This is a genomic window from Synechococcus sp. OH20 (assembly GCF_047502685.1).
Lineage (GTDB): Bacteria > Cyanobacteriota > Cyanobacteriia > Thermostichales > Thermostichaceae > Thermostichus.
Map to the genome: position 1 here is coordinate 25,251 of NZ_JANSIQ010000037.1, position 22,001 is coordinate 47,251.

The following is a 22,001-nucleotide window of genomic DNA, read 5'->3' on the forward strand; positions in this document are numbered from 1 at the left end:
GGAGAGAAGACGGGCAGGGAAACGCCCAGAGCGCATGGGATCCCTGCCCCTGCTCTAGTCTTCGTCAGTTTCTCCTTCTTCGTCCTCTGCATCCTCCAGAGTGTCGTCGTCCAGATCCATAGCCCCTTCGTACTCGTACTCATCCTCTTCGACAGTGTCGAGCTGCCCATGCCGCCCTTCGTAGATGGCGTCGGCCAGCTTGCCTACAATCAGCTTAATCGCTCGAATGGCATCGTCGTTAGAGGGGATAAAGATGTCGCTGAGGTCGGGGTCACAGTTGGTGTCCAGCAGAGAGATGATGGGAATGTTAAGCTTGATACACTCCTGAATGGCGTTGGCTTCTCGCCGCTGATCGACAATGATCACCGCATCGGGGAGCTTGCGCATGGTTTTAATGCCGCCCAAGTACTTTTCCAGCCTGGCCAACTCTCGCCGCAGACGGCTGGCCTCTTGTTTGGGCAGGCGATCCAAAAGACCACTGCTTTCCATCTCCTCAATTTCTTTGAGGCGGTCAATGCGGGTTTTGATGGTGGCCCAGTTGGTGAGCATACCCCCCAGCCAGCGCTGGTTGACGTAGTAGCTGCCACAGCGACGAGCTTCTTGAGCGACGATCCCAGCAGCTTGCCGTTTGGTGCCGACGAACAGGAAGCGCCAACCCCTGTCGGCAGCATCCCGCACATACTCGTAGGCTTCGTTCAGATAACGGGCCGTCTGCACCAAATCGATAATGTGGATGCCGTTCCGTTCGGTAAAGATGTAGGGCCGCATCTTCGGGTTCCAACGGCTGGCCTTGTGCCCAAAGTGAACCCCCGCCTCCAACAGTTGAGGCAAACTGACTACGCTCATGAGTTTTTCATCTCCTACGGGTTAACCTCCGCCCGAACGGATCCCAGCTACGGCCTTCCTGACGGTTCCTGCACATTCACTCCCAGAGCGCTCTGCCCCAATTGGCGAGGAACTCCGGTGCTGTTGCAGCAAACCGCAAAAAGGCTGTAAGGACACCCGGTGGTTCAGGCGTGTGTTTTTTAGCAGCCTAACCAAGCTAGCATGGTTTCCGCAGGATCCCACAGCTTGGGGTTAACTCTGGCCGCGATCCAATGCTAGACTAACTAGGCGCTTCCTGAACTTCCACCTGTTCAGTGCGTCGGGGCGTAGCGCAGCTTGGTAGCGCACCACTTTGGGGTAGTGGGGGTCGTGGGTTCAAATCCCGCCGCTCCGATCAGCTGTTGTCGTTCCAGCGGCCCAGACAGTCAGGATCCCTGGACACGTTGGCTCTGAGATAGCCGCTTCACCTCGGCTCCAGAGAGCAGGCGATGGGCTTCTTGCAACAAGGCCGGGATCCGGTCGCGGTGGGGGCTGTGGATGAGACAGGGCCGTAGGGCCTCCGCATCCACTTGGTCTGCCCGTTGGCCGGGGAGCCAACTGCCGGCATTGCCCAACAGGTTGTAACGGCTTTTGGCATAGTCCACCAAGTCATAGGCCAAGGCCAAATTGCGCAACAGCAGAATAAATGGGATATTCACCTGTCCAGGGGTTTGGTCGTAGCGAGGCAGGCCCTGGTGCCAAGTTTTGGCGTAGTGTTCTCCCACCTGCTCAATCAAAGCTTGCTCTAGGCGGGCCAGGATCGGTGGCAACAGCTCATCAGCCCGATCCAACAGCTCCACCGCCCGCAGGTGCTCATCAAAATCGCTGGGTCGAGCTGCTCCAATGCTGAGGGTGTGAACCTGGGGATGGGACAGGCAGAACAGGTCGTTGAAGACCATTGGGCTGAGAGGTTGGCACAACTGCACCAGCTTGGCGGGCGGATCGTAAAGCTTGCCCCCTTTGTCTGAGGGGCTGATGATGAATACCCCCATGTCTTGCCGGGCGGCAGCCTCAATGGCTGGCCAGTTGGTCTGGTTGACAAAATACCAGTGCAGGTTGACGTAATCAAAGCCCCCCGACTGGATGGCTTCCACAATCAACTCCGTCGGCCCATGGGTGGAGAAGCCGACGAAACGCACCCGCCCCTGTCGCACCAGACGCTGACACACCTCCAGGCACCCTCCTGGACGCAGGCTGTGCTCCAAATCTTCCCAGGTGTTCAATCCGTGGATGGCCAGCAGATCCACATGGTCGAGGTTCAGGTAGCTCATCGATTGTTCGAACTTGGCCAGGAACTGCTTCGGATCGGCGCTGGGGCCAATTTTTGTTTGCACGATCAGATCTTGCCGGGGGAAAAGCGGCAAAATGCGGCCCAACTGCATCTCAGAGGTGCCGTAGCCGCGGGCAGTTTCGATGTGGTTGATGCCCACTTCCAGGGCCCGGCGGATCGTCGCTTCCAGGTTCTGCTGGCTTGCTGCTGGGATCCCTGACCAAGGAGTGTCTTGCCAACTGTGCTGATAACGCATGCCGCCACAGCTCAGTACAGGCATAGACAGCTCGGTACGCCCAAATCTGCGATACTGCATGATTTTTCCCTTCGACTGGCCCCATTTTAGTAACCTTCAACGACCGGGCAGGACGGGCGCCGGAACTGGTGGAAGACCCGCCAACTCTCTCAGGCGAAGAGGTGCTACCTTCGCCCTCTAGGGGAGGGAAAAGCGACGGAACGAACCGTTTCATTGCCATTTGAAACGACTGTAGTTCAAATCAAAGGCACGCCATCCATCAACGGCCTGCTCCTGCTGGCGAGATGGGCCTTTCGCGCAATTCTGGCCAGACTGGGCCTCTTGCAAAAGCTGCAAGTAGAAAGTCCGTCGTTCCCAATCCAGATCTCGGAGCCCGCAGCCCGGCTCTCGATCGTGCAGGCAATCGCGAAACTGACAGGTGCCCAAGCGATCCCTGACTTCTGGAAAGCACCGTATCAGTTGCAAAGGATGAACCGGCGGGATCCCTTCGCCGGCATTGAATCCGGGCGAATCGGCGATCCAACCGCCTTCTGGCAAGGGAAACAGCTCCACATGGCGGGTGGTGTGCCGGCCCTGGTGCAAGCGCCTGGAGACGGCCTGAGTAGCCAGCCGAACGTCTGGCAACAGCCGATTGAGCAGGCTGGATTTGCCCACTCCGGAAGGGCCTACTACCACCGAGATCTGATCTCGACAACACCGTTGCAACTGGGGGATCCCAGCTTGGGTGTGGGCGCTCACCAGCAAAGGCTCATATCCCCACCTCTGCAGGCGATCCACCCAAGTTGCCGCCACCCCCGGATCCACGCGGTCGCATTTGTTCAACACCACCTGAACCCGCAGTTGGCTGGCCTCAGCCTGCACCAGCAGACGGCTGAGGGCGTTGGGCTCGGGATCCGGCTCGGCCAGGGCCACCACCACCAGAACTTGGGTCACATTGGCAATAGCCGGTCGAGGGAGTTGAGTGCGCCGCGGCCAGATCGCCTCGATCACCCCTCGCTCCGGCCAGAGAGAGTCGGCAGCCGGCGGCAAGCCCACCTCTACCCAGTCTCCCACCATCACCGATTGCCCCATTTTTTTGAGCTTGGCCCGAGCTGTGCAGAGGAGCTCCGCCGGCATGGGCTTTTGGGCCGGGAACTGAGCTGGGATCTCCGGAAAAAGGGCGGCCAAGGCCGGATCGATGCGCACACGGTAAAAGTTGGCCTGCGCCGCTCGCACCCAGCCGGTATAGGTGGATCCCTGCTCCCCCTCTTGGGCAGCCTGTCCCGATCCCTTCCGGCTCAGGTGGCTCATGTCAAGTCCCCGCGGCGCACCCAGAGGATGTGATGCCCCTCAGGCGTAGCTTGTTGCCCCTCGATCCGATGCCCGGCCATCGCCAGGCTGTTGGGCACCTGCTCCAGGGGTTCTCCTGCATCCAGCCACAGCTCCAACAGCTCTCCAGGGGCCATGCGTTCCAGCCGCAGCTTCGCCCGTACGTAGTTGAGGGGGCAAGGGATCCCGCGCTGGTCAAGGACGAGCTTGACCTCTTGCAATGAAACAGCCTCTGGCGTCATTCTTCCTCACGCTCCCGGTTGCCGGGCATCTGGGCCAGCCCGCGCAACAACCCGCCCAAGAAACCATCCCGCTTGTTGATGCGTTCTCCGTGCAGCTCAGCCAAGCGCAGCAGCAATTCCCGCTCTTCTGAGCTGATGCGGGTGGGAATTTCCACCACCAGGGTGATTTTGTGGTCGCCCCGCGACATTGGGTTGCCGATGCGAGGCACCCCCTTACCTTCCAGGGTCAGCACCGTGCCCGGCTGGGATCCGGCGGGAATGGTCAGCTCCACCTCTTCCTCCAAGCCGGCCTTTGAGTCCAAGGTGGGCACCGAGACTTTGGCCCCCAAAATGGCCTGCAGATAGCTCACCCGCACCTCCGAGAGGATGGTCAGGCCATCGCGCTGAAAGTCCGGATCCGGCTCCACAAACAGGTAGACGTAGAGATCTCCGGGCGGGCCACCGCGCCGACCGGCATCGCCTTCTCCGGAAACCCGCAAGCGGGTGCCACTGTCCACGCCGGCGGGGATGTTGATGCGCAGTTTCTTCGTGGTTTGGGCCAGGCCCTCGCCATTGCAGTTGTAGCAGGGCTCCTCCAACACCTGACCACTGCCACCACAGGTGGGACAAACCGAGACTTGGGTAAAGTTGCCAAACGGGGTGCGGGTGGCCCGCCGCACCTGACCAGCGCCACCACAGGTGGGACAGATTTTGACCTCCGTGCCGGGCTTGGCGCCACTGCCCCCGCAGACATTGCAGACTTCTAGGTGGCTGATGCGAATTTGCTTTTCGCCCCCGAAGATGGCCTCAAGAAACTCCAATTTCAGGTCAAAGCGCAGATCATCCCCCCGTACCGGCCCATTGCGGCTGCGGCCATAGCCGGCTCCCACCCCCGCAAAGTTGGTGAAAAAGCTCTCGAAAATATCGGCAAAGCCACCCATCCCCGCAAAATCCTGGAATCCGCTCGCTGCCGCGGCGGCCCCTCCCAAGCCCGCCTCTCCAAAGCGGTCGTAGCGGGCTTTCAGCTCGCTGTCGGAGAGCACCTCATAGGCACGGTTGATCTCCTTGAAGCGCTCCTCCGCACCTGGCTCTTTGTTGACATCCGGGTGGTACTTGCGAGCCAATCGTCGATAGGCGCGCTTGATCTCCTCTTTGGAGCTGTCGCGGCTAACCCCCAAGATTTCGTAGTAGTCACGAGCCATAGAAGCGCTTCAGAAAAAATTAAAGATGCAAAGATCAAACATGCTTGAGACACAACTTGTCGGGCAACACAACCAAAGCAAGCCTACAAGCCACCGAGGCCAAAGAAGAGCTGTCTCCGAGAATCCCTAGCGAGCTCCGTAGATCTCGCCACCCATCTCCAGAAGAACAGCCCGCAGCTCTTCCATTGCGTTCCGTAAAGTTGCTAAGTCTACGTTATCATTTGCCAGCAATGCCCTCAATGTGCCCGCCACCTGAGCCCCCCGCTGGATTCGAGCTTCGCTGAGGCGATTGCCGTGCTCCTGCAGGGTTTTGTCGTAGTTGTAGAGCAGGCTGTCCGACTGGTTACGGGCTTCCACCAACTGCCGCCGGCGTTGATCTTCTTCGGCATAGGCTTCCGCTTCTCGGCGCATCCGCTCGATCTCGCTGCTGCTCAAGCCGCCGTTGTTGGTGATCTTGACGCTTTGCTCGATTCCCGTCCCCTTTTCACGAGCTGAGACTTTCAAGATCCCGTTGGCATCGATGTCAAACGAGACTTCGATCTGGGGCACCCCACGGGGAGCCGGCGGGATCCCGGTCAGTTGAAAGCGGCCCAAGGTCTTGTTGTCTTTGGCCATGGCCCGCTCCCCCTGCAGGACGTGAATCTCCACCACGCTCTGGCCATCGGTGGCGGTGGAGAAAATTTGGGTTTTGCTGGTGGGGACGGTGGTGTTGCGCTCGATGATGCGGGTGAAGACGCCCCCCAGCGTTTCCACCCCAATCGAGAGGGGGATCACATCCAGCAGCAGCAGATCTTTCACCTCTCCTCCCATCACCCCTGCCTGGATGGCGGCGCCAAGGGCCACTGCCTCGTCCGGGTTGACGGAGCGATCCGGGTTTTTTTTGAAGATCTGCCGAATCTTCTCCTGAACGGCGGGAATGCGAGTAGAGCCACCCACCAGGAGCACACGGTCGATATCCTCAGGGGAGAGGCCGGCATCCCGCAGCGCCTGTTCTGTAGGCTCGACAGTAGCTTCCACCAGATCCCGCACCAACTCCTCGAACTTGGCGCGGGTCAGCTCCACTTCCAGGTGTTTGGGCCCGGAGTCGTCGGCGGTGATAAAGGGCAGGTTGATGAGCGTAACCTGGGTGCTGGACAGCTCAATTTTGGCCTTCTCGGCCGCCTCCCGCATCCGCTGCAAGGCCATACGATCCCGCGAGAGGTCGATCCCTTCCGTCTCCAAAAACTGGCGGGTGAGCCAATCGACAATTCTTTGGTCGAAGTCATCCCCCCCCAGGTGGTTGTTGCCGGCGGTGGCTTGCACCTCGAACACGCCGCTGCCCAGTTGCAGCACCGAGACGTCGAAGGTGCCACCGCCCAAGTCGAAAACCAAGATGCGCAGATCTTGATCTTGTTTGTCCAGCCCGTAGGCCAGGGCGGCTGCCGTCGGCTCGTTAATGATGCGCAGCACCTCCAGCCCGGCAATGGTGCCGGCATCTTTGGTGGCCTGCCGTTGGGCATCGGTAAAGTAGGCAGGAACGGTGATCACGGCCTGGGTCACCGGCTCCCCCAGATAGGCTTCCGCATCGGCCTTCAGCTTCTGCAGGATCATGGCCGAGATCTCCTGGGGAGTGTAGGCGCGGTCTTGCACCGCCACTTCCACCATGTTGTCTCGGCCAGGGATCACTTTGTAGGGAACCCGCTTCCGCTCTTCTTCGGTCTCGGCAAAGGTGCGGCCAATGAAGCGTTTGATGCTGAAGATGGTGTTTTCCGCGTTGGTAACCGCCTGGCGCTTGGCCAGTTGGCCCACCAAGCGGGCGTTGTTTTTGGCAAAGCCGACGATGCTGGGGGTGGTACGCCCTCCCTCGGCGTTGGTGATCACAACGGGCTGGCCGCCTTCCAAAACCGCCACACAACTGTTGGTGGTTCCCAGGTCAATCCCGATGACTTTACCCATAGCCCCCTCTTCCGGTGCCCCAAGTTTTAACCCAAGGACGCAGTTCCACGGATCTTAAAAGCATTCTGCCCAGGATCCCGCAGAAACCTTCAGGCAGTGCTTCTGCATCCGTAGCTTTACTGTAGCCTTTCTGAAGACAGATAGGCTCTACTTGTCAAGGTTCAAGCGAGCAGTTTTGCTAAGAGTTTGCAGCACTTTGGGAAGAGGCAGAGGTATCTTCGGGGCCGGCCCCCTCGCTTTGGGGAGAGGGTGCAGGGTTTGGGCTGCCTGCCGAGACGGCTACCATGGCATGACGGATCACCAAATCCCCCAGCTTATAACCTGGCTGATATTCGACGGCTACCACATCTTCGGGATAGTCGGTGCTGGGTTGACGGGCGATGGCTTCATGTAGGTTGGGGTCGAAGGGATGGCCCACCGACTTCATGCGGGAGACCCCCATCTTTTTGAGAGATTCCACCAGCAGGCGGTAGACGCTCTGGTAGCTGTTGTGCAACTCCCGCTCGCGGTCGGTTTCCAGTTTCAACTGGTGCTGGGCCCGCTCGAAGCTGTCCACAACAGGCAAGATCTCCAGCACAAATTTCTGCCGTTCTTTTTGGCTGAACTCTTCTTTTTCCCGCTGGGTACGCCGCCGGTAGTTTTCAAAATCGGCGTAGAGGCGCAGGTAGGCGTCTTCTTTTTCTTTGAGCTGCTGGCGGACGACTTCCAATTCGTGCTGGAGCTGCTTCAGGGCTTCACCGGGATCTGGAGATGGCTCGGTGCCGGCTTCTGCGGAGGAGGCACCGGCTTCTGCTTCGCTGTCTTCCAAAATCAGCTTCTCCAGTTCTGCCTCCACGTCGATCTCTTCTTCCTGCAGCTCAGGATAGGTATCTTCTGGGGCCATCGGTTGCTTCTCTTCAGCAGTCATGGGTTATGTCGACAAGCGTGAGCAATAAGCAGTAACGTCGGGTGCCCACAGTTTGGCAGTCTCAAAACCATCGCCGCCATTAGCCAAACTGGGCTCTGTGCTGATCGTATTCTACCGACTCCTCTACCAGCCAGTTAAGGTTCCTGTTGTTCTAGCCTACCAGCAAGCTGTCCTGAGGCTGGCCCAAACACTGGGGAAAGTAGATCTCGGCCAAGTTGGGAATGAGGTGCCAGTTGTGGCTGTAGATGGGCTGGATGGGGGAATGGGTGTGAATGTGGCGGGCGAGAAAGTCGCGGATACTGTCGGCGGAGATCCAGAGGGTTTGGGCTTCTTGGAACATGCTGTAGCCCCCCCCACCGCCGGCGCGGTAGTGGTTGATGGCCAGGCGAAAGGTCTGATCCGGCTGCACCGGTTGGCCGCGAAATTGTAAGGTCACCAAGCGCTCGCCTACGGGGCGGGTGAGATCGAAGCAGTAGTCGATGCCGTGGTAAAGGTCGAAGGTGTAGCCTCGTGCTTCGGGGGCCACGACGGCAGCAGGATCGGGGGGAAGATGATCGGGATCCAATTGGCGAAAATACCCAGCCGTCTGCTCAAGAGCGCGTCGCAAGATGTCGCCGGTGATCTCCAAGATGCAGAGGGTGTTGTCGTAGACGGTGAGGCTGTAGGCGTCTTGCAGGGAGATGGGGCCTGCCGCCAGGCCGGCACTGCTGCAGATGTTGACCAGGGAGAGCTCCGCCGAGAGGCTGGCCTCCCGTACCGCCTGCAATTGGGCCTGATGCAGGAGCTCTGCTAGGGGATTGGCCCCCAACCGGGCTGCCAGCCCACCGCGATAGGCACAACGGGCCTGCCCAATGGGCTGACGGATGTAGCGCAAGGTGGCCTGATGATAGGGCTCTGTCAGGGCCAGGAGTTCGGGATCGGGATGGATCCCTTCTGCAGCCAGCAACTGGGCGGTTTTCCCGACAACTTGCCAGCGTCCGCCGTGGCGCTCCAGCTCCAAAGACACGTGGGAAAGGTGGCTGCCCCAGTAGCCGGGCTGCACCACCAGGGCCTTGGCCCCCCCTAGGCCGGCGATGGTCTGGTGGGTATGGCCGGAGAGGATGACGTCAATGCCCTCCAGCTCTGCCAGGGCCAGCAGCTCGTTTTCCCCCCTCAGGCTTTTGTTGCTGGTCCAGCCGGAGCGATCCGGGTTGTGCCAGTGCTCTGGGGTGCGCAAAGGGGGCAATTGGCTGGGGCCGCTGTGCAGAATCAGCACCAACACGTCCACCTGGGGCCGCAGCAGCGACAGGTAGTGCTGGGCAGTTTCCAGCAGGGGGGCAAAGCGCAGCCCCGCGATGTAGTCGGGCCGCTCCCAGGTGTCGATGCGGGGGGTGGTCAGCCCCAGCAGGCCGACACGGATCCCGGCCACTTCTCGGATTAGATAAGGCCGAAACAGGGGATCCCCATTTTGGCGGAGGATGTTAGCGCACAGGGTGGGACAGCGGAGATCGCTCACAAAATCCTGCAGGACCTGGGGCCCAAAGTTAAAGTCGTGGTTGCCCGGCGTGAAGGCGTCGTAGCCGAGGGCGTTGAGGGTATGGGCCATGGGGTGAGGGGAGACCCGCTCCACCTGAGCATAGTAGGTGCCCAAGGGGGATCCCTGGATCGTGTCGCCGCTGTCGATGAGCAACACCGGATCCGCGCTGGCTGCTCGCACGCGCTTGATCAGGGTGGCCAGCTTGGCCAAGCCGTGCTCTGCGGGGCTCCCGGCAAAGTAGTTCCAGGGATGCAGGTTGGCGTGGAGATCGGAAGTGTGGAGAATTGTTAACCGCATTCTAATATCATAACCGAAGCGAAAACTCCCATCCAAGCTCCTGTTTTCTGGGGAAGGGGGCTGTCACCTCAGCAAAAACAGCACCTGCACACAGCCCACCAAAAAACCCAGCAGGCCGCCCAAGTTGACGATGGCCTGCAGTTCTTGGCGCACAATTTGTTGGATGGCCTGCTCCAGGTCGGCGGGGGAGGTGGCGTTCACTTTGTCGGCAATCACCTGATCCAAGTTCAACACCGGGATCACCTGCATCATCAGGGATTCCAGATCCCGCTCCAGGTAGCGCTCCAGGATCAAAGCCAGGTCGGCGCTGATCTGATCGATGGAGGTGATCAACGCCTTGGAGTTGCGCAGGCGACCCAACACCAGGCTGGCCACTTTTTCCCAATCGATGCTCTCCCCCAGCCCCTTGATAACCTCTGGCCCTTGGCTGCGCAGGTAATCTTGGATCCCATCGCGGAGGGCACGACGCAACTGACGTACGGCGGAAACCGGCAGGTTTTGCAGGGAGAGGTTCTGCAGGATCTCGGTCAGGCGGCGGGGGGCGTTGATGTCTTTGAGCAGATCTTCCAAGATGGCTTCTGCCCCTTCCGGCTCCTCCAGGCAATAGGTGCGCAGGCGCAGTAGGGCGTTTTTGAGGCCAAACAAGTTGGCCACCACCCAGTAGGAGCCGGTGGCCCGCTCGCGAAATTCTTCATCCAGAGATTCGATGTTGCGATCGGTGAGAAAGTCCACTAGGTTCTGCCGCAACACCTTGGGAGGCAGCGCCTGCTTCAGGATCCACTCCGAGAGCTGCCGGGCTTGCTCAGCGTTGAGGCGCAGCTCCAGCAGCACCTGGTCGAACAGTTGGTTAATCGGCCCCTCCAAAAAGGTCTCCTGGCGGGCAAGCACCTTCACCAGGCGGGGCAACGACTCGTTAAACAGATCGGCCAAGATGCGCGCCAGCACCTGCGCCGTTTGCTGCTGTTGCTCGGGGTTTTGCAGCCGATCCAGCGCCACCCCCAGCAGCCAGCGGATCCCTGCCTGCATGCGCTCGGTTTGCAGCAGCTTGCGGGCCAAGTTGTGCAGCTCCTCTGGCGTGAGCAGGGATCCCATGATGGTCTTGGCAATCTGCTTGGCCAGGCGGGGCTGGTTCTGCGGGATCAAGCCGGGGGTGAAGGGGATGCGCCAGCCGAAAACCCGGTAGGGGCGATAGGGCCGGAAGAGCATCTTGATGGCGATGTCGTTGGTGAAATAGCCGATCACCAGCCCAGCTAAGGGGGGCACGAAGTAGGTCCAAAGGGCCATGGAGCAAACTTGGGGGGGATCTTCTCTACTCTACCGACCCGCCCCTGCTGGCTTCTTGTCAAGGCTATTGGATGATCAGGCTTTCGCTCAGTTCCAGCTCCACCAGCGTATTGGGCTGCAGCGTCACCACCCGGTCGATGTTGGTACTCCCTGCAGCAGCACCCGCCAGGCCGCCGGCCAAGATGGGCAAAAAGCCCCATCCCCCCGTGAGCACTCCCAAGGCCAATCCGCCCGCCGCCCCATAGCCCGCCCCACGGGCGACGGTAGTGCCCACGTCGGCGTTGCGATCCAATCCGACCGGGAGGGGTGCAGACTGGCCTCTAATAAGATAGGTGGAAGAGCCGATGGTGAGGCGGTTGGCCACAAAGCGGCTGCCGACGACCCGCTCTTGGGGATCGGCGCTCTCCGACTCCCGACCAGAAAACTTGAGTTCTCGGTAGATCGGCTCAAGAGTGCCCCACACCACGCTCCCCGCCGGGATCACCACCTGGCCAAAGCGATCCAGCACCGGCTCCGAAACTTCTAGGTTGCCGTTAATGGCCTGGTAGGGCTGGAAGGTGATGGGGCGGTAGACCGTGAGGAGAATACGGGTGCCGGCGGGCAGCTCGCCCCGCGCCGCCCCGGCCAGATTCCCCCCTGGACTGAGGTCGGGCCGCCGTTGGTAGGAGTAGGCCTCACCTGGCGGAGCCTGTCCACCTGGGGCCGCTTGAACGGGCACCACCGGGATTGGGGCCGGGCTCGGATCCCCCGGTGGTGGGATGGGATCCCCGGTGAGCGGCATTTGCGGCACCTGAGGCACCGGCGGCAGGGCTTGCGGAGCCGTGGAGCCGGGCGGGTTGCTGAGCAGAGGCAGGGTGGGGACGGGATTCGGCTGAGGAGCTTGAGGAGTGAACTCGAACTGCTGGGCAACAACTGCAGCCGCCGCCGCAGCCCACAACATCCCACTCACCAGCCACCCAAAGCCAACCCTTTGCCACGACGGCAAAAACGGCTGCAACGCTGAGCTCATGGATCCCGTCCAGTCACAACTGGCAGTAGCTTAACATCCTGACCAGCTCGTGCCCACTATATTTAGTAGAGGTTAAGGGGGCGGCGGCCCTTAAAACACTATTGAGACCTGTTGAAGGCCTGGACTGGGTTTTCCCTAGGGGCTAGGTGAAGGAGAGGGGGAAGGCTCCCCGCCAGCCTGTGGACTCGGCGTGGGTGTGGGTTCTGGAGTAGGGGTAGGTGTGGGTGTCGGGGTAGGTGTGGGTGTCGGGGTTGGCGTGGGTGTGGGTGTTGGAGTGGGTGTGGGCTGGGCGGCCCGCACCTGGAAAGACCACTGCTGGATGGCAGTGTTGCCGCTAGTATCGGCAATTTGAACGGCAATCAAGGTTGGTCGATCGGTGGGCAGCGGCTCGGCTGGGGTATAGGCGAAGCCGGTGCGGCTGAGCTGGGCTTGGGCAGTGACATCTACATTGTTCACCAGCAGGGTAAAGCTATTGAGGTCGATCCCCTGGTCATCTTGAAAGCGGGCGGAGATGGCGGGGCGCGGGTTGTCGGTCACCGCTCCGTTGGGCGGGGCCAGGTCGCTGATGGTGGGGAAGGTGGTGTCGGTCACCTGCCCAATGCTGATGGTTTTGTCCGGCAATTGCACCAGGGTCACCAGCCCATTCCGCTCCAGACGGGCGAACACCGGCGCTTCCGAGGCCCGGTCTTGGCTGCGGAAGGTGTAGCTGCCCTCGTATTGGCCAGGGCGGGTTTCCTGCAACGGCAGGTTGTAGGCGATACCGGGGATGGAAAAAGACCCCTGCGCCCCCGGGGATCCCAGCAAATACACCGTCAGGGTGTCCCCCGGTTTGACGGATCCCAGCTCCTCGCGGACCAAGAAAGTTCTCACTTCCGGCGCGGCAGGCAGCGTTTCCACCAGCGGCTCCACAGGGATATCCGGCGTAGCCAGGGGCTCAGGGGTGGGGGTAACCTGGGCGAGGAGCTCGGTGCGGATCCCTGGCCCGGGGATGGCAGCTCCCACCGGTGGGTCTAGGCTGGGCACCCGGCCCACCTTGGCCAGCGCTTGGTAGGTAAGAGCCGCCACTTCCCCCCGCGTGGCCACCGCCTGGGCATTCAAGCGGGTGGGATCAGGGTAGAGCACCAACAGCCCTTCTTGAACCGCTGTCGCGATGGGGGCGCGGGCAAAGTTGGGAACCAAATTGGCATCGCTGAACCCGGCCAGGATGGCGTCAATTTGGCTTGGATCCTCGAGGAGCTTGCCGTTGGTGGCAGCGCGGGTCAAGACGGTGATGGCCTGGGCACGGGTGAGGACCTCGTTGGGACGGAACGTGCCGTCGGGAAAGCCGGAAACATACCCTGCTGCTGCCGCCGCGCCAATAGAGGGAGCTGCCCAACTGGGAATGGGATCGGCAAAGGAGCGTACGGGAACGTTGGTATCCAGCCCAAAAGCTTTGGTAACGATAACGGCAAACTGGGCGCGGGTAATCGACTCATTGGGGCGAAAGGTGCCGTCTGGGAAGCCGCCGATGATCTGCCGCTCGTTCAAGCCGGCGATGTACTGGGCGCCCCAGTAGGTGCCGATATCAGAAAGTTGCGCCCAAGCGGGATCCCCCATCCAAACCAAGCTGCTGCAGCCTACCACCAGAGCTGCCGTCTTCCAACCCTGCCAAAGGAAAAGGTTGCGCATTGTTCACACCTCACGATCTGCTAGGAGAGCCCCTGGGAGGTTTGTGAGTTCAAGAGGGGCCAGCTCGAACCTAGTTATCCAAGCCATAGCCCCAGACGAGGAAAGTTCTCAAAAAGTTCTCCTTGGCGGCCTGTTTTGTCGCCTGCTCAGGGTGCAGGATTGGGGTAGCGCTGGTGCACCGCTTCGATCTCCGCCAAGATCTCAGGCGACAGCTCCAGGCAACTGAGGTTTTCCTTGAGCTGGGCCAGGTTGGTGGCTCCGATGATGGTGCTGGTGACAAACCAGCGGCTGCGCACAAAGGCCAAAGCCAACTGGGCAGGGGTCAGGCCGTGCTGGCGGGCAATGCGTACGTAGGCGGCCACGGCCTCTTCCACATTGGGCTTGCGGTAGCGCTGGCCAAAGCCCTCAAACAGTGCCAAACGGGATCCCGGCGGCTTGGCGCCCCCCAGGTATTTGCCCGTCAGCAGCCCAAAGGCCAGGGGGCTGTAGGCCAGCAACCCCACCTGCTCGTGGTGGCAAACCTCCGCCAGGCCCATCTCAAACGTGCGGTTGAGGAGGCTATAGGCGTTTTGAATCGAGACCACCTTGGGCAGGCCCAACTGCTCGGCCAGGTGGCAGAACTGGCAGACTCCCCAGGGGGTTTCGTTGCTCAGGCCGATGTAGCGCACCAGGCCCTCCTGCACCAGTTCCGCCAAGCCCTGCAGTTGCTCGGCAATGGGAACCGTGGGCCGCTCCTGGCTGGGATCGTAGGCCACCCCCCCAAACAGGGGCACATAGCGATCCGGCCAGTGGATTTGGTAGAGGTCGATGTAGTCGGTCTTCAGGCGTTTGAGGCTGCCGGCCACCGCCTGTTTGAGGTTGTCGCGGCTAATCGAGAGAGACCCACCGCGGATCCAGTGCCAGGGCCGCCCGGGGCCGGTGATCTTGGTGGCGATGATGAGGCGCTCCCGCGGCTGGTGTTGTAGCCACTCGCCGATGTAGCGTTCTGTGGCTCCCTGGGTTTCCGCCCGCGCCGGCACCGGGTACATCTCGGCGGTGTCGATGAAGTTGATCCCGTGCTCCACCGCGTAATCGAGCTGTTCCCAAGCCTCGGCCAAGGTATTCTGCTGTCCAAAGGTCATGGTGCCCAGACAGATTTCCGAGACCTGCAAAGGGCTGTGGCCAAGCTGGCGGTAGCGCATGGAAACTCCCGATCTCCTAACCCGAGACAGCACACCTTAGCCCCATTGTGCCTAACACCTGCCAGCCTATGGGATCCCTGCCCCTACTCTTGCTGCAGCATAGGCATGTACTCGCGGTAGATCTGGTTTAGGATTTCCAGGCCAATGCGGGTGCGACTGTCGGGGGGACGGGCCTCGACGGCTGCCTTTACTTGCAAGATGGTGCCCACTGGGTAAGGAGAACGCAGCTCCTCCCGCTTGCCCAAAAACACATCCGTGAAGTAGTCGATCAGCCGCTTGACCTCTCCCATGTCCTTGCGGGAAATGTCCATATCCAAAACGGTGGTCAATTTGGCCCGCATCGCCTGGAAGCTTTGCTGACTGGCGTTGAGGGCCACCCGCTTGGCCAGGCTATCCACCACAATTTGGCCGATCTTCTCCACATTTTGAGTTACAATCTCGCAGTGGCGGGCAGCAAAGCGCAGTTGCACTTCATCCAAAAATCGTTCGCGCTCCAGGATTTGGATGCCCTGCTGCTCCAGATCCACTCCGTAGCTTTGCAACTGCTTGTACTGATTCAAAACCCATTGGTTGTAGAACGAATCGGCCAAAACCCGCCAATAGCCGATGATTGTTGCCTCAGCAAAGGGGATGCTAACCAAATAGGCCTCGCTGGTGATCCGGTGCAAATGCTCGGTTAGCTTGTCCCGCTCTTTCTCGTCCAAGTAGGAGGTGCGCGGCACCCAAGCTGCTCCATACTCGCTTTTCACCTCTCCGGGTAGGGATCCGAAGATGGTGTCAAAAAACTGATGAATGCTGAAAAGAAGAAACTTTCCCGGATCCTGCAGGCGGTTGAGCAGCTCTTGTTTTTTCTCTTCTTGATATTGGGTTACCAACTGCTGCGCCTCGGCGGCCTGGCCGCGCGCCGCCTCCGCATCTTGCCGCAGCTTTTCGATCTCTTCTGCGCTCGGCACCTCGGTAGCAGCAGGTTCCCATTCTCCACTGAAATAGCCTCCCCCCGGCCCTGCGCCACCGATGCCCACCAAGGGAGCGTCGCTGTCGTTATCCAGGGTTAAGAGGCGAGAAAGAGCCTGCAAGCGAGCCCGCCGATCGCCAGAGCACAGGGATCCCACCTCCACCGGATCCCGACTTTCCCACCCCTCTAGCCCACCGATGCGGTAGAGCGTGTAAAAATACTTGCTGAGCAGCAAGGCGAGGAGATGTCGGTTTTTGACGTCGTTGTACTCCAGGTAGGCCCGCAGACACAGTTGGAAGGCGATGTTGGGCAGGCTGCGACACACCTCCTTGATCTGGGAGTACACCCTTTGCAGATGCGGTCGAAAGCGACGCGGGATCGCCTCGGGCCGCAGGCCGCGCAGCAGGAACTCCGGCTGGCGCAGATCTTGAGGGGTGAAGTAAAAGCTTTCTTGCCAGAGCAGCTCGTCCAGGTCGCGGGCAAAAATCGGCTTCAACTGATCGATGATCTGCACAACGACCGCTTCGTTAAAAACCGGTATGATTTCTTCAATACGCAGCTCCTCGTAAATAGAATGCAGCCGCTTGCTGCGAAAGTCCTCGATCGAGATCAGCCCCTTCATGGTTCCAATCCGACCGTCGCTCAGCAGGAACTTATAGACAACTTCGGCAGTGGCGCCTGGGGAGAGAACGGGAGTTCCGGTCAAGTCAGGGCAAATTTGCAGGGGGCGTAGCAAGCGGCTGGTTTCACTGATGCTGAAGCAACTCCAAGCTGCCGGGTTGAGCACCACCGACGATAGGCCGGCCAGCAATTGCTTCTCATCCAACTCCTCCAGCCGGATTTCTCCCCCGGGAGCTTGGCGGGGTGCCGTGGGTGAAGCCGCCTGCGAATCCCGAACGGACGGCGGAGATAAGGATAGAGGAGACGCGCTCATGCAGCAAAGGCCGTTTAACCTCAAAGTTCACTCTAGACCGGCAAAGGATGGATAAGATGTGATCCGTATCTCTGTGTCCAATGGAAGTCTCTAAAGCAAAATCTGCCCAAAAACCCCCCCGCTGTTATCTATTCCCACCAGTATCTTGAAACGGTCAGCTTTTGGGTAGCGTGCAACCACGGTTTTAGGGATCCCCTAAGGGATACGCAACTTTAGCTCTGGTGGATGAGGTTGCTGAGGCTTTTCCCCTAACTGCCCTCCAAACCGGCTTTTCTGCCGCAACCCCTGGGCTAGGATAAAGGGTCCGCCTACCAGTACGGGCCAGAGTTGCATTTTAATTCGGGTTGATTCGGGATTGAGGTGCAGTGGTCATGACGGCCATTTTGATTGTGGACGACGATCCCACCATTCGGCTGGTGTTGAAGCGATCCCTGGAGCGACAGGGCTATACCGTCGAGATGGCCAGCGGTGGCTTGGAAGGGCTGGAGAAAGCTCATCTCCTAACCCCGGGGCTGATTATCTGTGACTGGATGATGCCGGACATGGATGGGCTGGAAGTCTGCCGGCGCATCAAGGCGGATCCCAAGTTTTCCACGACGTTTTTTATTTTGCTCACTGCGCGCACAGAAGTCGAAGACCGTATTCAGGGCCTGGATGCCGGGGCAGACGAGTTCCTCAGCAAGCCCATCGACCCCAACGAGCTGCGGGCGCGCGTGCGGGCTGGGCTGCGCTTGCATCAGCTCAGCTACGACTTGCAACAGCAAACCGCCAGGTTGCGGGCAGAACTGGCCGAGGCGGCCAGCTATGTGCGTTCGCTTTTGCCCAAGCCGGCCTCTTTCCCCGATCACCGAATAGCCATCGAGTGGTGCTTTTTGCCTTCGCAGGAGTTGGGGGGGGATTCATTTAACTACCACTGGCTAGACGAGGATCATCTGGCCATCTACCTGCTAGATGTGTCGGGGCATGGGGTGGGATCCGCTCTACTGTCGGTATCGGTGATGAACCAGTTGCGCTCTCAGGGCTTACCCGACACCGACCCGCGACAGCCGGATGCGGTCTTGCGCGCCCTCAACCACTCTTTCCAGATGGGATCCCACCACGACATGTACTTCACCCTTTGGTATGGGGTCTATCAGCCGCGATCCCGTCTGCTCTCTTTTGCCAGTGCTGGCCATCCGCCTGCTCTGCTCATCCAGGCTCAGGAGTTGCGCCTGCTGAAGACCGCCAACGTGCCCATCGGGGTTTTGCCCGACCAGAATTTTCAAAGGGATCAAGTGCAGATCCCTGAGAACAGCCACCTCTACCTGTTCAGCGACGGAGTTTACGAAGTCATGAACCCGCAGAGAGAAATCTGGGGGCTAGACAATCTGATGGCTCTGCTGAGCAAGAGCGCCGACGGCAGCCTGGATCAGGTGATCCAGCACGCCCAATCTTTCCAGGGGCAAACAGATTTTGAAGATGATTTCTCCTTGCTTCGTGTCAGCTTTCGCTAAACCCCCACGCCGGAAAGCACCACCATCACCACCACCGCTGCAAAGATGATCAAAGCATAAAACTGCGCCTTGCCGTTCTCCAGGTATTTCATCACTTCGCCGCCGACCATTGCCACCAGGCCCGTCAAGTTGACCACCCCATCCACAATGCGGCTGTCCACCTCCAGCGCCTCCCGCGCCACAAAGCGGGTGCCCCGCACAAAGACCCGCTCGTAGAGGTCATCAATGTACCACTTGTTGAGGGAGAAGTAGTACAGGGGTTGCAGGCTTTGGGGGAAGGTGCCGGGATCGATGCGCTTCTGCCAGTAGATCAAGCCGGCCAAGGTGATGCCGATCAGCCCAATGCCCACCGAGCTGCCCGCCATGATCAGAAACTCCCGCCAGTCAAAGTGACCCGCCAGCACCCCTTGCCACTCGGCTGCCACCTGGGCCCAGAGGGAAACGGCCTCTGTAGCCGATTCGCCAGGCGCATGGATGAACGCCTCGAAGAAGTTGGCAAAGGGAGTGCCCACCAAGCCGATCAGCACCGAAGGAACCGCCAGCGCCACCAACGGCATCGTCATCGACAGGGGAGACTCATGCGGCTCGGCGGCGTGGCCATGCCCATCGTGCCCGTCTTCCACAGCTTCGGGATGGCTGCTGGGCTGGGGCCTTTCGTAAAGGTTCATGGCTCCGGGGCCGTAGGCCGCCTCTTTCCCGGCAAACGCATAGGCAAAAGCCGGCACCGGTCGGCCCTGGCTGACGGCCACCTCCTGCCGCAGCTTCAGGTTGGTGCCGCGAAACTCCCCTTCAAAAGTAAGAAAGTAGATGCGGAACATGTAGAAGGCGGTGATCCCCGCGGTGAGGAAGCCCACACCCCAGAGAGCTGGGTTGTGTTCAAACACCGCGGCCAAGATCTCGTCCTTGGACCAGAAGCCGGCAAAGGGCGGGATCCCACAGATGGCTAGCGTGCCAATCAAAAAAGTAATGGCCGTAACCGGCATGTATTTGCGCAGCCCTCCCATCAGGCGCATATCCTGAGCTAAGGCGGGGTCATGGCCAACCACGGCTTCCATGCCATGGATGACCGAGCCGGATCCCAAAAAGAGCAGCGCCTTAAAGTAAGCATGGGTTGTCAGGTGAAACAGGCCGGCCCCATAGGCACCGCACCCCATGGCCATGACCATATAGCCCAGTTGGGAGATGGTGGAGTAGGCCAAGCCCTTTTTGATGTCGTTTTGGGTGATGGCGATGCTGGCCCCCAAAAAAGCCGTACCTGCCCCTGTCCAGGCGATGAGATCCATGACTGCTGGGATCCCTTCCAGCAGCGGGAACATACGCGCCAACAGGAAGACCCCGGCAGCCACCATCGTGGCCGCGTGGATGAGGGCGGAAATGGGCGTGGGACCTTCCATGGCATCCGGCAGCCACACGTGCAGCGGGAACTGGGCCGACTTGGCCACTGGCCCCAAGAACACCAACACCGCAAACAGGGCAACCAAGCTGCTGCTCACCGCGCCGTTGGCCACCATCTGCTCCACATTGCGGGCCAGTTCCTCAAACCCAAAAGTGCCGGAAATCCAGTAGAAGCCCAAAATGCCCAGCAACAGGCCAAAGTCCCCCACACGGTTGACCACAAACGCCTTCTGGGCTGCTTCCGCCGCCGCCTGCCGCTCGTACCAAAAGCCGATCAGCAGGTAGGAGCACATCCCCACCAGCTCCCAGAAGATGTAGATCTGCACCAGGTTGGGGCTGACCACCAGGCCCAGCATCGAGGAGGTGAACAGGCTCAGGTAGGCGTAGAAACGCACATAGCCGGGGTCGTGGGCCATGTAGCCATCGGAGTAGATCTGCACCAGAAAGGCCACCGTGGTTACCACCACCAGCATCATGGCGCTCAGGTGATCCACCACAAACCCCATGTCCACCAAGAAAGATCCCGCCTGAGCCCAGGTGATGGTTTTGAGAACGGTCTCATGGCCCTGCACTTGGCTGACCAGAAGGGCAAAGGCGTGAACCATCGCCGTTCCCGTCGCGAACACGCTCAAGAAGGCGGCCAGAGAGCGGTTGGATCTTGTCCAGGCATTGAACACCAAAATGCCCAAGCCGAGTAAAAAAGCCGCCACCAACGGATAAACGGGGATCAACCAGGCGTATGCGTAGATGAATTCCATGGGAAATGGTGCTGAATGCGTCCTCTTGCGGTAGTCAACCCTCCCTGCTGGCCGGTGAAAATCTATCTCCAGGGATCAGGGGTCTGGGCCGGCAGGTGCTCTGGGGCTTCTGACATTGTAAATCTTTGCAACACGATCAGCGCCCCCCTTGTGGCTGCCCAATCCATGAGAGCAGAGATTTTTCTTTCTGAGCAACCGGGATCCCCGCAGGACAATCGGGAGATATTCTAAAGACTCTCCCCGAGCCTCGATCCGCAAGGCCTACGGCCCGCTGACGCGATCAGCCGAGGCCGTCGCCGCGAAGATGACAGGGATCGCTTGCAAGCGCTACAACAAAAGCCTAGGGGCCGTAAACGATCTGGAGAAAACCCATGAGCCTGAACTTGGTGACCTTGGTGGGGCGAGCCGGCATGGATCCGGAGGTGCGCTACTTCGAGTCGGGCAAGGTGGTGTGTACCTTTAGCTTGGCGGTCAACCGCTTCCGCAAAGGCGAAGACAAGCCCGATTGGTTCAACTTGGAGCTGTGGGGGCGCACGGCTGAGGTGGCCGGAGAATACGTGCGCAAGGGCAGCCTCATCGGGGTAACGGGCAGCCTCAAGTTCGATCGCTGGAAAGACAAATCCACGGGTGAGGAGCGCCAGCGGCCTGTCATCGCTGTAGATCGTCTCGAGTTGCTGGGATCCCGTCAAGATCGCGAGCCTGACCTGGCTGCAGAGGAGCGGTTCTAAATCTGCCCCAGCCGACGTTGGCACTCCCGCACCACCTCGGCCAAATCCTGACTACACCAGGGGTAGCTCAAGAGTGGTCGTCGGACTACCCACAGCGGGATCCCCAGGGTTTTGGCCACGGCCTGTTTAACGACCAGCCCACCCGCTTCTCCCGAGTCCTTGCTGATGACTCCCTGAAGATCTAGCCTCTGCCAAAGCCGCAGCTCCTGCTCAAAGCTGAGGGGCAGGCGCATCCCAATCACCCGCTCAGCAGGGATCCCGGCTTGCACCGCTTGGGGAACCGACTGCGGCAGTACCCGCGCGTACAACTGGCAGCGATCCTGCCAGGGTACAAACAAGGGCAACGCCTTCACCCCCACCGTCAAGAGCAGCCGCCGCCCCGCCAGCACGGCCTCGGTGAGCACCCCCTGCCAGTCCGGCACCACCTGCACCCAGGGATCCAACGCCACCGGGGGGCGCTCGTAGCGCAGGTAGGGGATCCCCAGTTGGGCCGACACCTGCATAGCCAATTGTGAGATCTCCTGGGCAAAGGGATGGGAGGCATCCACTACCACGCGGATCTGGCGCTCCTGCAGGAACTGTTCCAAAGAGGGCAGCGAAAATCGCGTCACCACCACCTGGCCGGGCAGATCCCGATACAGGCTTCTGCCGCCCTCGCTGGTGACGCTGGCTATCCAAGGGATCCCCTGGCGGCTGAGGGCCTTGGCCAAGCTGCGGCTCTCGCTGGTGCCCCCGATCAAGGTCACTTTCGCCAGATCACCGACTGAGCTCATGGTGTGTTGCCAAACTTTGGCACCCGTAGATACGATCAAGATCAACG

At 60.2% G+C, this 22,001-nt stretch carries 17 protein-coding genes and 1 tRNA gene; 3 read left to right on the forward strand and 15 right to left on the reverse strand.

The window, feature by feature from the left end; all coding sequences use genetic code 11:
* Window positions 1-54: 54 nt before the first annotated feature.
* Window positions 55-846, reverse strand: coding sequence for a 30S ribosomal protein S2 (gene rpsB / locus NW826_RS08165; RefSeq protein WP_414334179.1), 792 nt, complete (start codon window positions 844-846; stop codon window positions 55-57).
* Window positions 847-1,145: 299 nt separating this feature from the next.
* Here rpsB and NW826_RS08170 point away from each other — a divergent pair.
* Window positions 1,146-1,219 (forward strand) — tRNA-Pro (locus NW826_RS08170).
* 31 nt (window positions 1,220-1,250) lie between these two features.
* On the opposite strand, the gene NW826_RS08175 is transcribed toward NW826_RS08170, so the two are convergent.
* From NW826_RS08175 to NW826_RS08230, 12 genes are all read right to left on the reverse strand, one after another.
* The gene (locus tag NW826_RS08175) at window positions 1,251-2,450 is read right to left on the reverse strand and encodes an aldo/keto reductase (RefSeq protein ID WP_414334178.1); all 1,200 of its coding nucleotides are present in this window, start codon (window positions 2,448-2,450) and stop codon (window positions 1,251-1,253) included.
* 150 nt (window positions 2,451-2,600) lie between these two features.
* Complete coding sequence (gene rsgA / locus NW826_RS08180) at window positions 2,601-3,680, reverse strand: ribosome small subunit-dependent GTPase A (RefSeq protein ID WP_414509874.1); 1,080 nt, start codon at window positions 3,678-3,680, stop codon at window positions 2,601-2,603.
* A complete protein-coding gene (locus NW826_RS08185; protein ID WP_414334176.1) occupies window positions 3,677-3,940 on the reverse strand; it encodes a sulfurtransferase TusA family protein in 264 nt (87 codons plus the stop codon). The genes rsgA and NW826_RS08185 overlap by 4 nt, the downstream gene beginning before the upstream one ends.
* Window positions 3,937-5,121, reverse strand: a complete 1,185-nt coding sequence (gene dnaJ, locus NW826_RS08190) for a molecular chaperone DnaJ (RefSeq protein ID WP_414509875.1) — start codon at window positions 5,119-5,121, stop codon at window positions 3,937-3,939. The genes NW826_RS08185 and dnaJ overlap by 4 nt, the downstream gene beginning before the upstream one ends.
* A 126-nt stretch (window positions 5,122-5,247) precedes the next feature.
* Window positions 5,248-7,056: a molecular chaperone DnaK gene (gene dnaK, locus NW826_RS08195; RefSeq protein ID WP_414336505.1), complete on the reverse strand. Its 1,809-nt coding sequence runs from the start codon at window positions 7,054-7,056 to the stop codon at window positions 5,248-5,250.
* Between the two features lie 178 nt (window positions 7,057-7,234).
* Window positions 7,235-7,963, reverse strand: coding sequence for a nucleotide exchange factor GrpE (gene grpE / locus NW826_RS08200; protein WP_414334171.1), 729 nt, complete (start codon window positions 7,961-7,963; stop codon window positions 7,235-7,237).
* Between the two features lie 151 nt (window positions 7,964-8,114).
* Entirely contained in the window at window positions 8,115-9,776 is a 1,662-nt protein-coding gene (locus NW826_RS08205; protein ID WP_414509876.1) for a bifunctional metallophosphatase/5'-nucleotidase, read from the reverse strand.
* A gap of 63 nt (window positions 9,777-9,839) precedes the next feature.
* The gene (locus NW826_RS08210; protein ID WP_414334169.1) at window positions 9,840-11,060 is read right to left on the reverse strand and encodes a DUF445 domain-containing protein; all 1,221 of its coding nucleotides are present in this window, start codon (window positions 11,058-11,060) and stop codon (window positions 9,840-9,842) included.
* 64 nt (window positions 11,061-11,124) lie between these two features.
* Window positions 11,125-12,069: a hypothetical protein gene (locus tag NW826_RS08215; RefSeq protein ID WP_414334167.1), complete on the reverse strand. Its 945-nt coding sequence runs from the start codon at window positions 12,067-12,069 to the stop codon at window positions 11,125-11,127.
* A 135-nt stretch (window positions 12,070-12,204) separates the two neighbouring features.
* Window positions 12,205-13,737 (reverse strand): S-layer homology domain-containing protein, encoded by a 1,533-nt coding sequence (locus NW826_RS08220; RefSeq protein ID WP_414509877.1) that lies wholly within the window; start codon window positions 13,735-13,737, stop codon window positions 12,205-12,207.
* A gap of 146 nt (window positions 13,738-13,883) precedes the next feature.
* On the reverse strand, window positions 13,884-14,918 hold the full coding sequence (locus NW826_RS08225) for an NADP(H)-dependent aldo-keto reductase (protein ID WP_414509878.1): 1,035 nt from the start codon (window positions 14,916-14,918) through the stop codon (window positions 13,884-13,886).
* Between the two features lie 83 nt (window positions 14,919-15,001).
* Window positions 15,002-16,807, reverse strand: a complete 1,806-nt coding sequence (locus NW826_RS08230; RefSeq protein ID WP_414509879.1) for a hypothetical protein — start codon at window positions 16,805-16,807, stop codon at window positions 15,002-15,004.
* A gap of 371 nt (window positions 16,808-17,178) precedes the next feature.
* Between NW826_RS08230 and NW826_RS08235 the strand changes: the two genes are divergently transcribed.
* Entirely contained in the window at window positions 17,179-18,300 is a 1,122-nt protein-coding gene (locus tag NW826_RS08235) for a PP2C family protein-serine/threonine phosphatase (protein ID WP_414336493.1), read from the forward strand.
* Here NW826_RS08235 and NW826_RS08240 read toward each other — a convergent pair.
* The gene (locus tag NW826_RS08240; protein ID WP_414332811.1) at window positions 18,297-20,453 is read right to left on the reverse strand and encodes an NAD(P)H-quinone oxidoreductase subunit 5; all 2,157 of its coding nucleotides are present in this window, start codon (window positions 20,451-20,453) and stop codon (window positions 18,297-18,299) included. The genes NW826_RS08235 and NW826_RS08240 overlap by 4 nt on opposite strands.
* A 371-nt stretch (window positions 20,454-20,824) precedes the next feature.
* On the opposite strand from NW826_RS08240, the gene NW826_RS08245 reads away from it, so the two are divergent.
* Window positions 20,825-21,181: a single-stranded DNA-binding protein gene (locus tag NW826_RS08245; RefSeq protein WP_414332812.1), complete on the forward strand. Its 357-nt coding sequence runs from the start codon at window positions 20,825-20,827 to the stop codon at window positions 21,179-21,181.
* Here the strand turns inward: NW826_RS08245 and NW826_RS08250 are convergent.
* Window positions 21,178-21,954, reverse strand: a complete 777-nt coding sequence (locus NW826_RS08250; protein WP_414332814.1) for a cobalt-precorrin-6A reductase — start codon at window positions 21,952-21,954, stop codon at window positions 21,178-21,180. The genes NW826_RS08245 and NW826_RS08250 overlap by 4 nt on opposite strands.
* Window positions 21,955-22,001: the final 47 nt, after the last annotated feature.

Coding starts and splice junctions, on each gene's coding strand:
- rpsB (WP_414334179.1), bottom strand. CDS start 846: ATGAGCGTAGTCAGTTTGCCTCAACTGTTGGAGGCGGGGGTTCACTTT.
- NW826_RS08175 (WP_414334178.1), bottom strand. CDS start 2,450: ATGCAGTATCGCAGATTTGGGCGTACCGAGCTGTCTATGCCTGTACTG.
- rsgA (WP_414509874.1), bottom strand. CDS start 3,680: ATGAGCCACCTGAGCCGGAAGGGATCGGGACAGGCTGCCCAAGAGGGG.
- NW826_RS08185 (WP_414334176.1), bottom strand. CDS start 3,940: ATGACGCCAGAGGCTGTTTCATTGCAAGAGGTCAAGCTCGTCCTTGAC.
- dnaJ (WP_414509875.1), bottom strand. CDS start 5,121: ATGGCTCGTGACTACTACGAAATCTTGGGGGTTAGCCGCGACAGCTCC.
- dnaK (WP_414336505.1), bottom strand. CDS start 7,056: ATGGGTAAAGTCATCGGGATTGACCTGGGAACCACCAACAGTTGTGTG.
- grpE (WP_414334171.1), bottom strand. CDS start 7,963: ATGACTGCTGAAGAGAAGCAACCGATGGCCCCAGAAGATACCTATCCT.
- NW826_RS08205 (WP_414509876.1), bottom strand. CDS start 9,776: ATGCGGTTAACAATTCTCCACACTTCCGATCTCCACGCCAACCTGCAT.
- NW826_RS08210 (WP_414334169.1), bottom strand. CDS start 11,060: ATGGCCCTTTGGACCTACTTCGTGCCCCCCTTAGCTGGGCTGGTGATC.
- NW826_RS08215 (WP_414334167.1), bottom strand. CDS start 12,069: ATGAGCTCAGCGTTGCAGCCGTTTTTGCCGTCGTGGCAAAGGGTTGGC.
- NW826_RS08220 (WP_414509877.1), bottom strand. CDS start 13,737: ATGCGCAACCTTTTCCTTTGGCAGGGTTGGAAGACGGCAGCTCTGGTG.
- NW826_RS08225 (WP_414509878.1), bottom strand. CDS start 14,918: ATGCGCTACCGCCAGCTTGGCCACAGCCCTTTGCAGGTCTCGGAAATC.
- NW826_RS08230 (WP_414509879.1), bottom strand. CDS start 16,807: ATGAGCGCGTCTCCTCTATCCTTATCTCCGCCGTCCGTTCGGGATTCG.
- NW826_RS08235 (WP_414336493.1), top strand. CDS start 17,179: ATGACGGCCATTTTGATTGTGGACGACGATCCCACCATTCGGCTGGTG.
- NW826_RS08240 (WP_414332811.1), bottom strand. CDS start 20,453: ATGGAATTCATCTACGCATACGCCTGGTTGATCCCCGTTTATCCGTTG.
- NW826_RS08245 (WP_414332812.1), top strand. CDS start 20,825: ATGAGCCTGAACTTGGTGACCTTGGTGGGGCGAGCCGGCATGGATCCG.
- NW826_RS08250 (WP_414332814.1), bottom strand. CDS start 21,954: ATGAGCTCAGTCGGTGATCTGGCGAAAGTGACCTTGATCGGGGGCACC.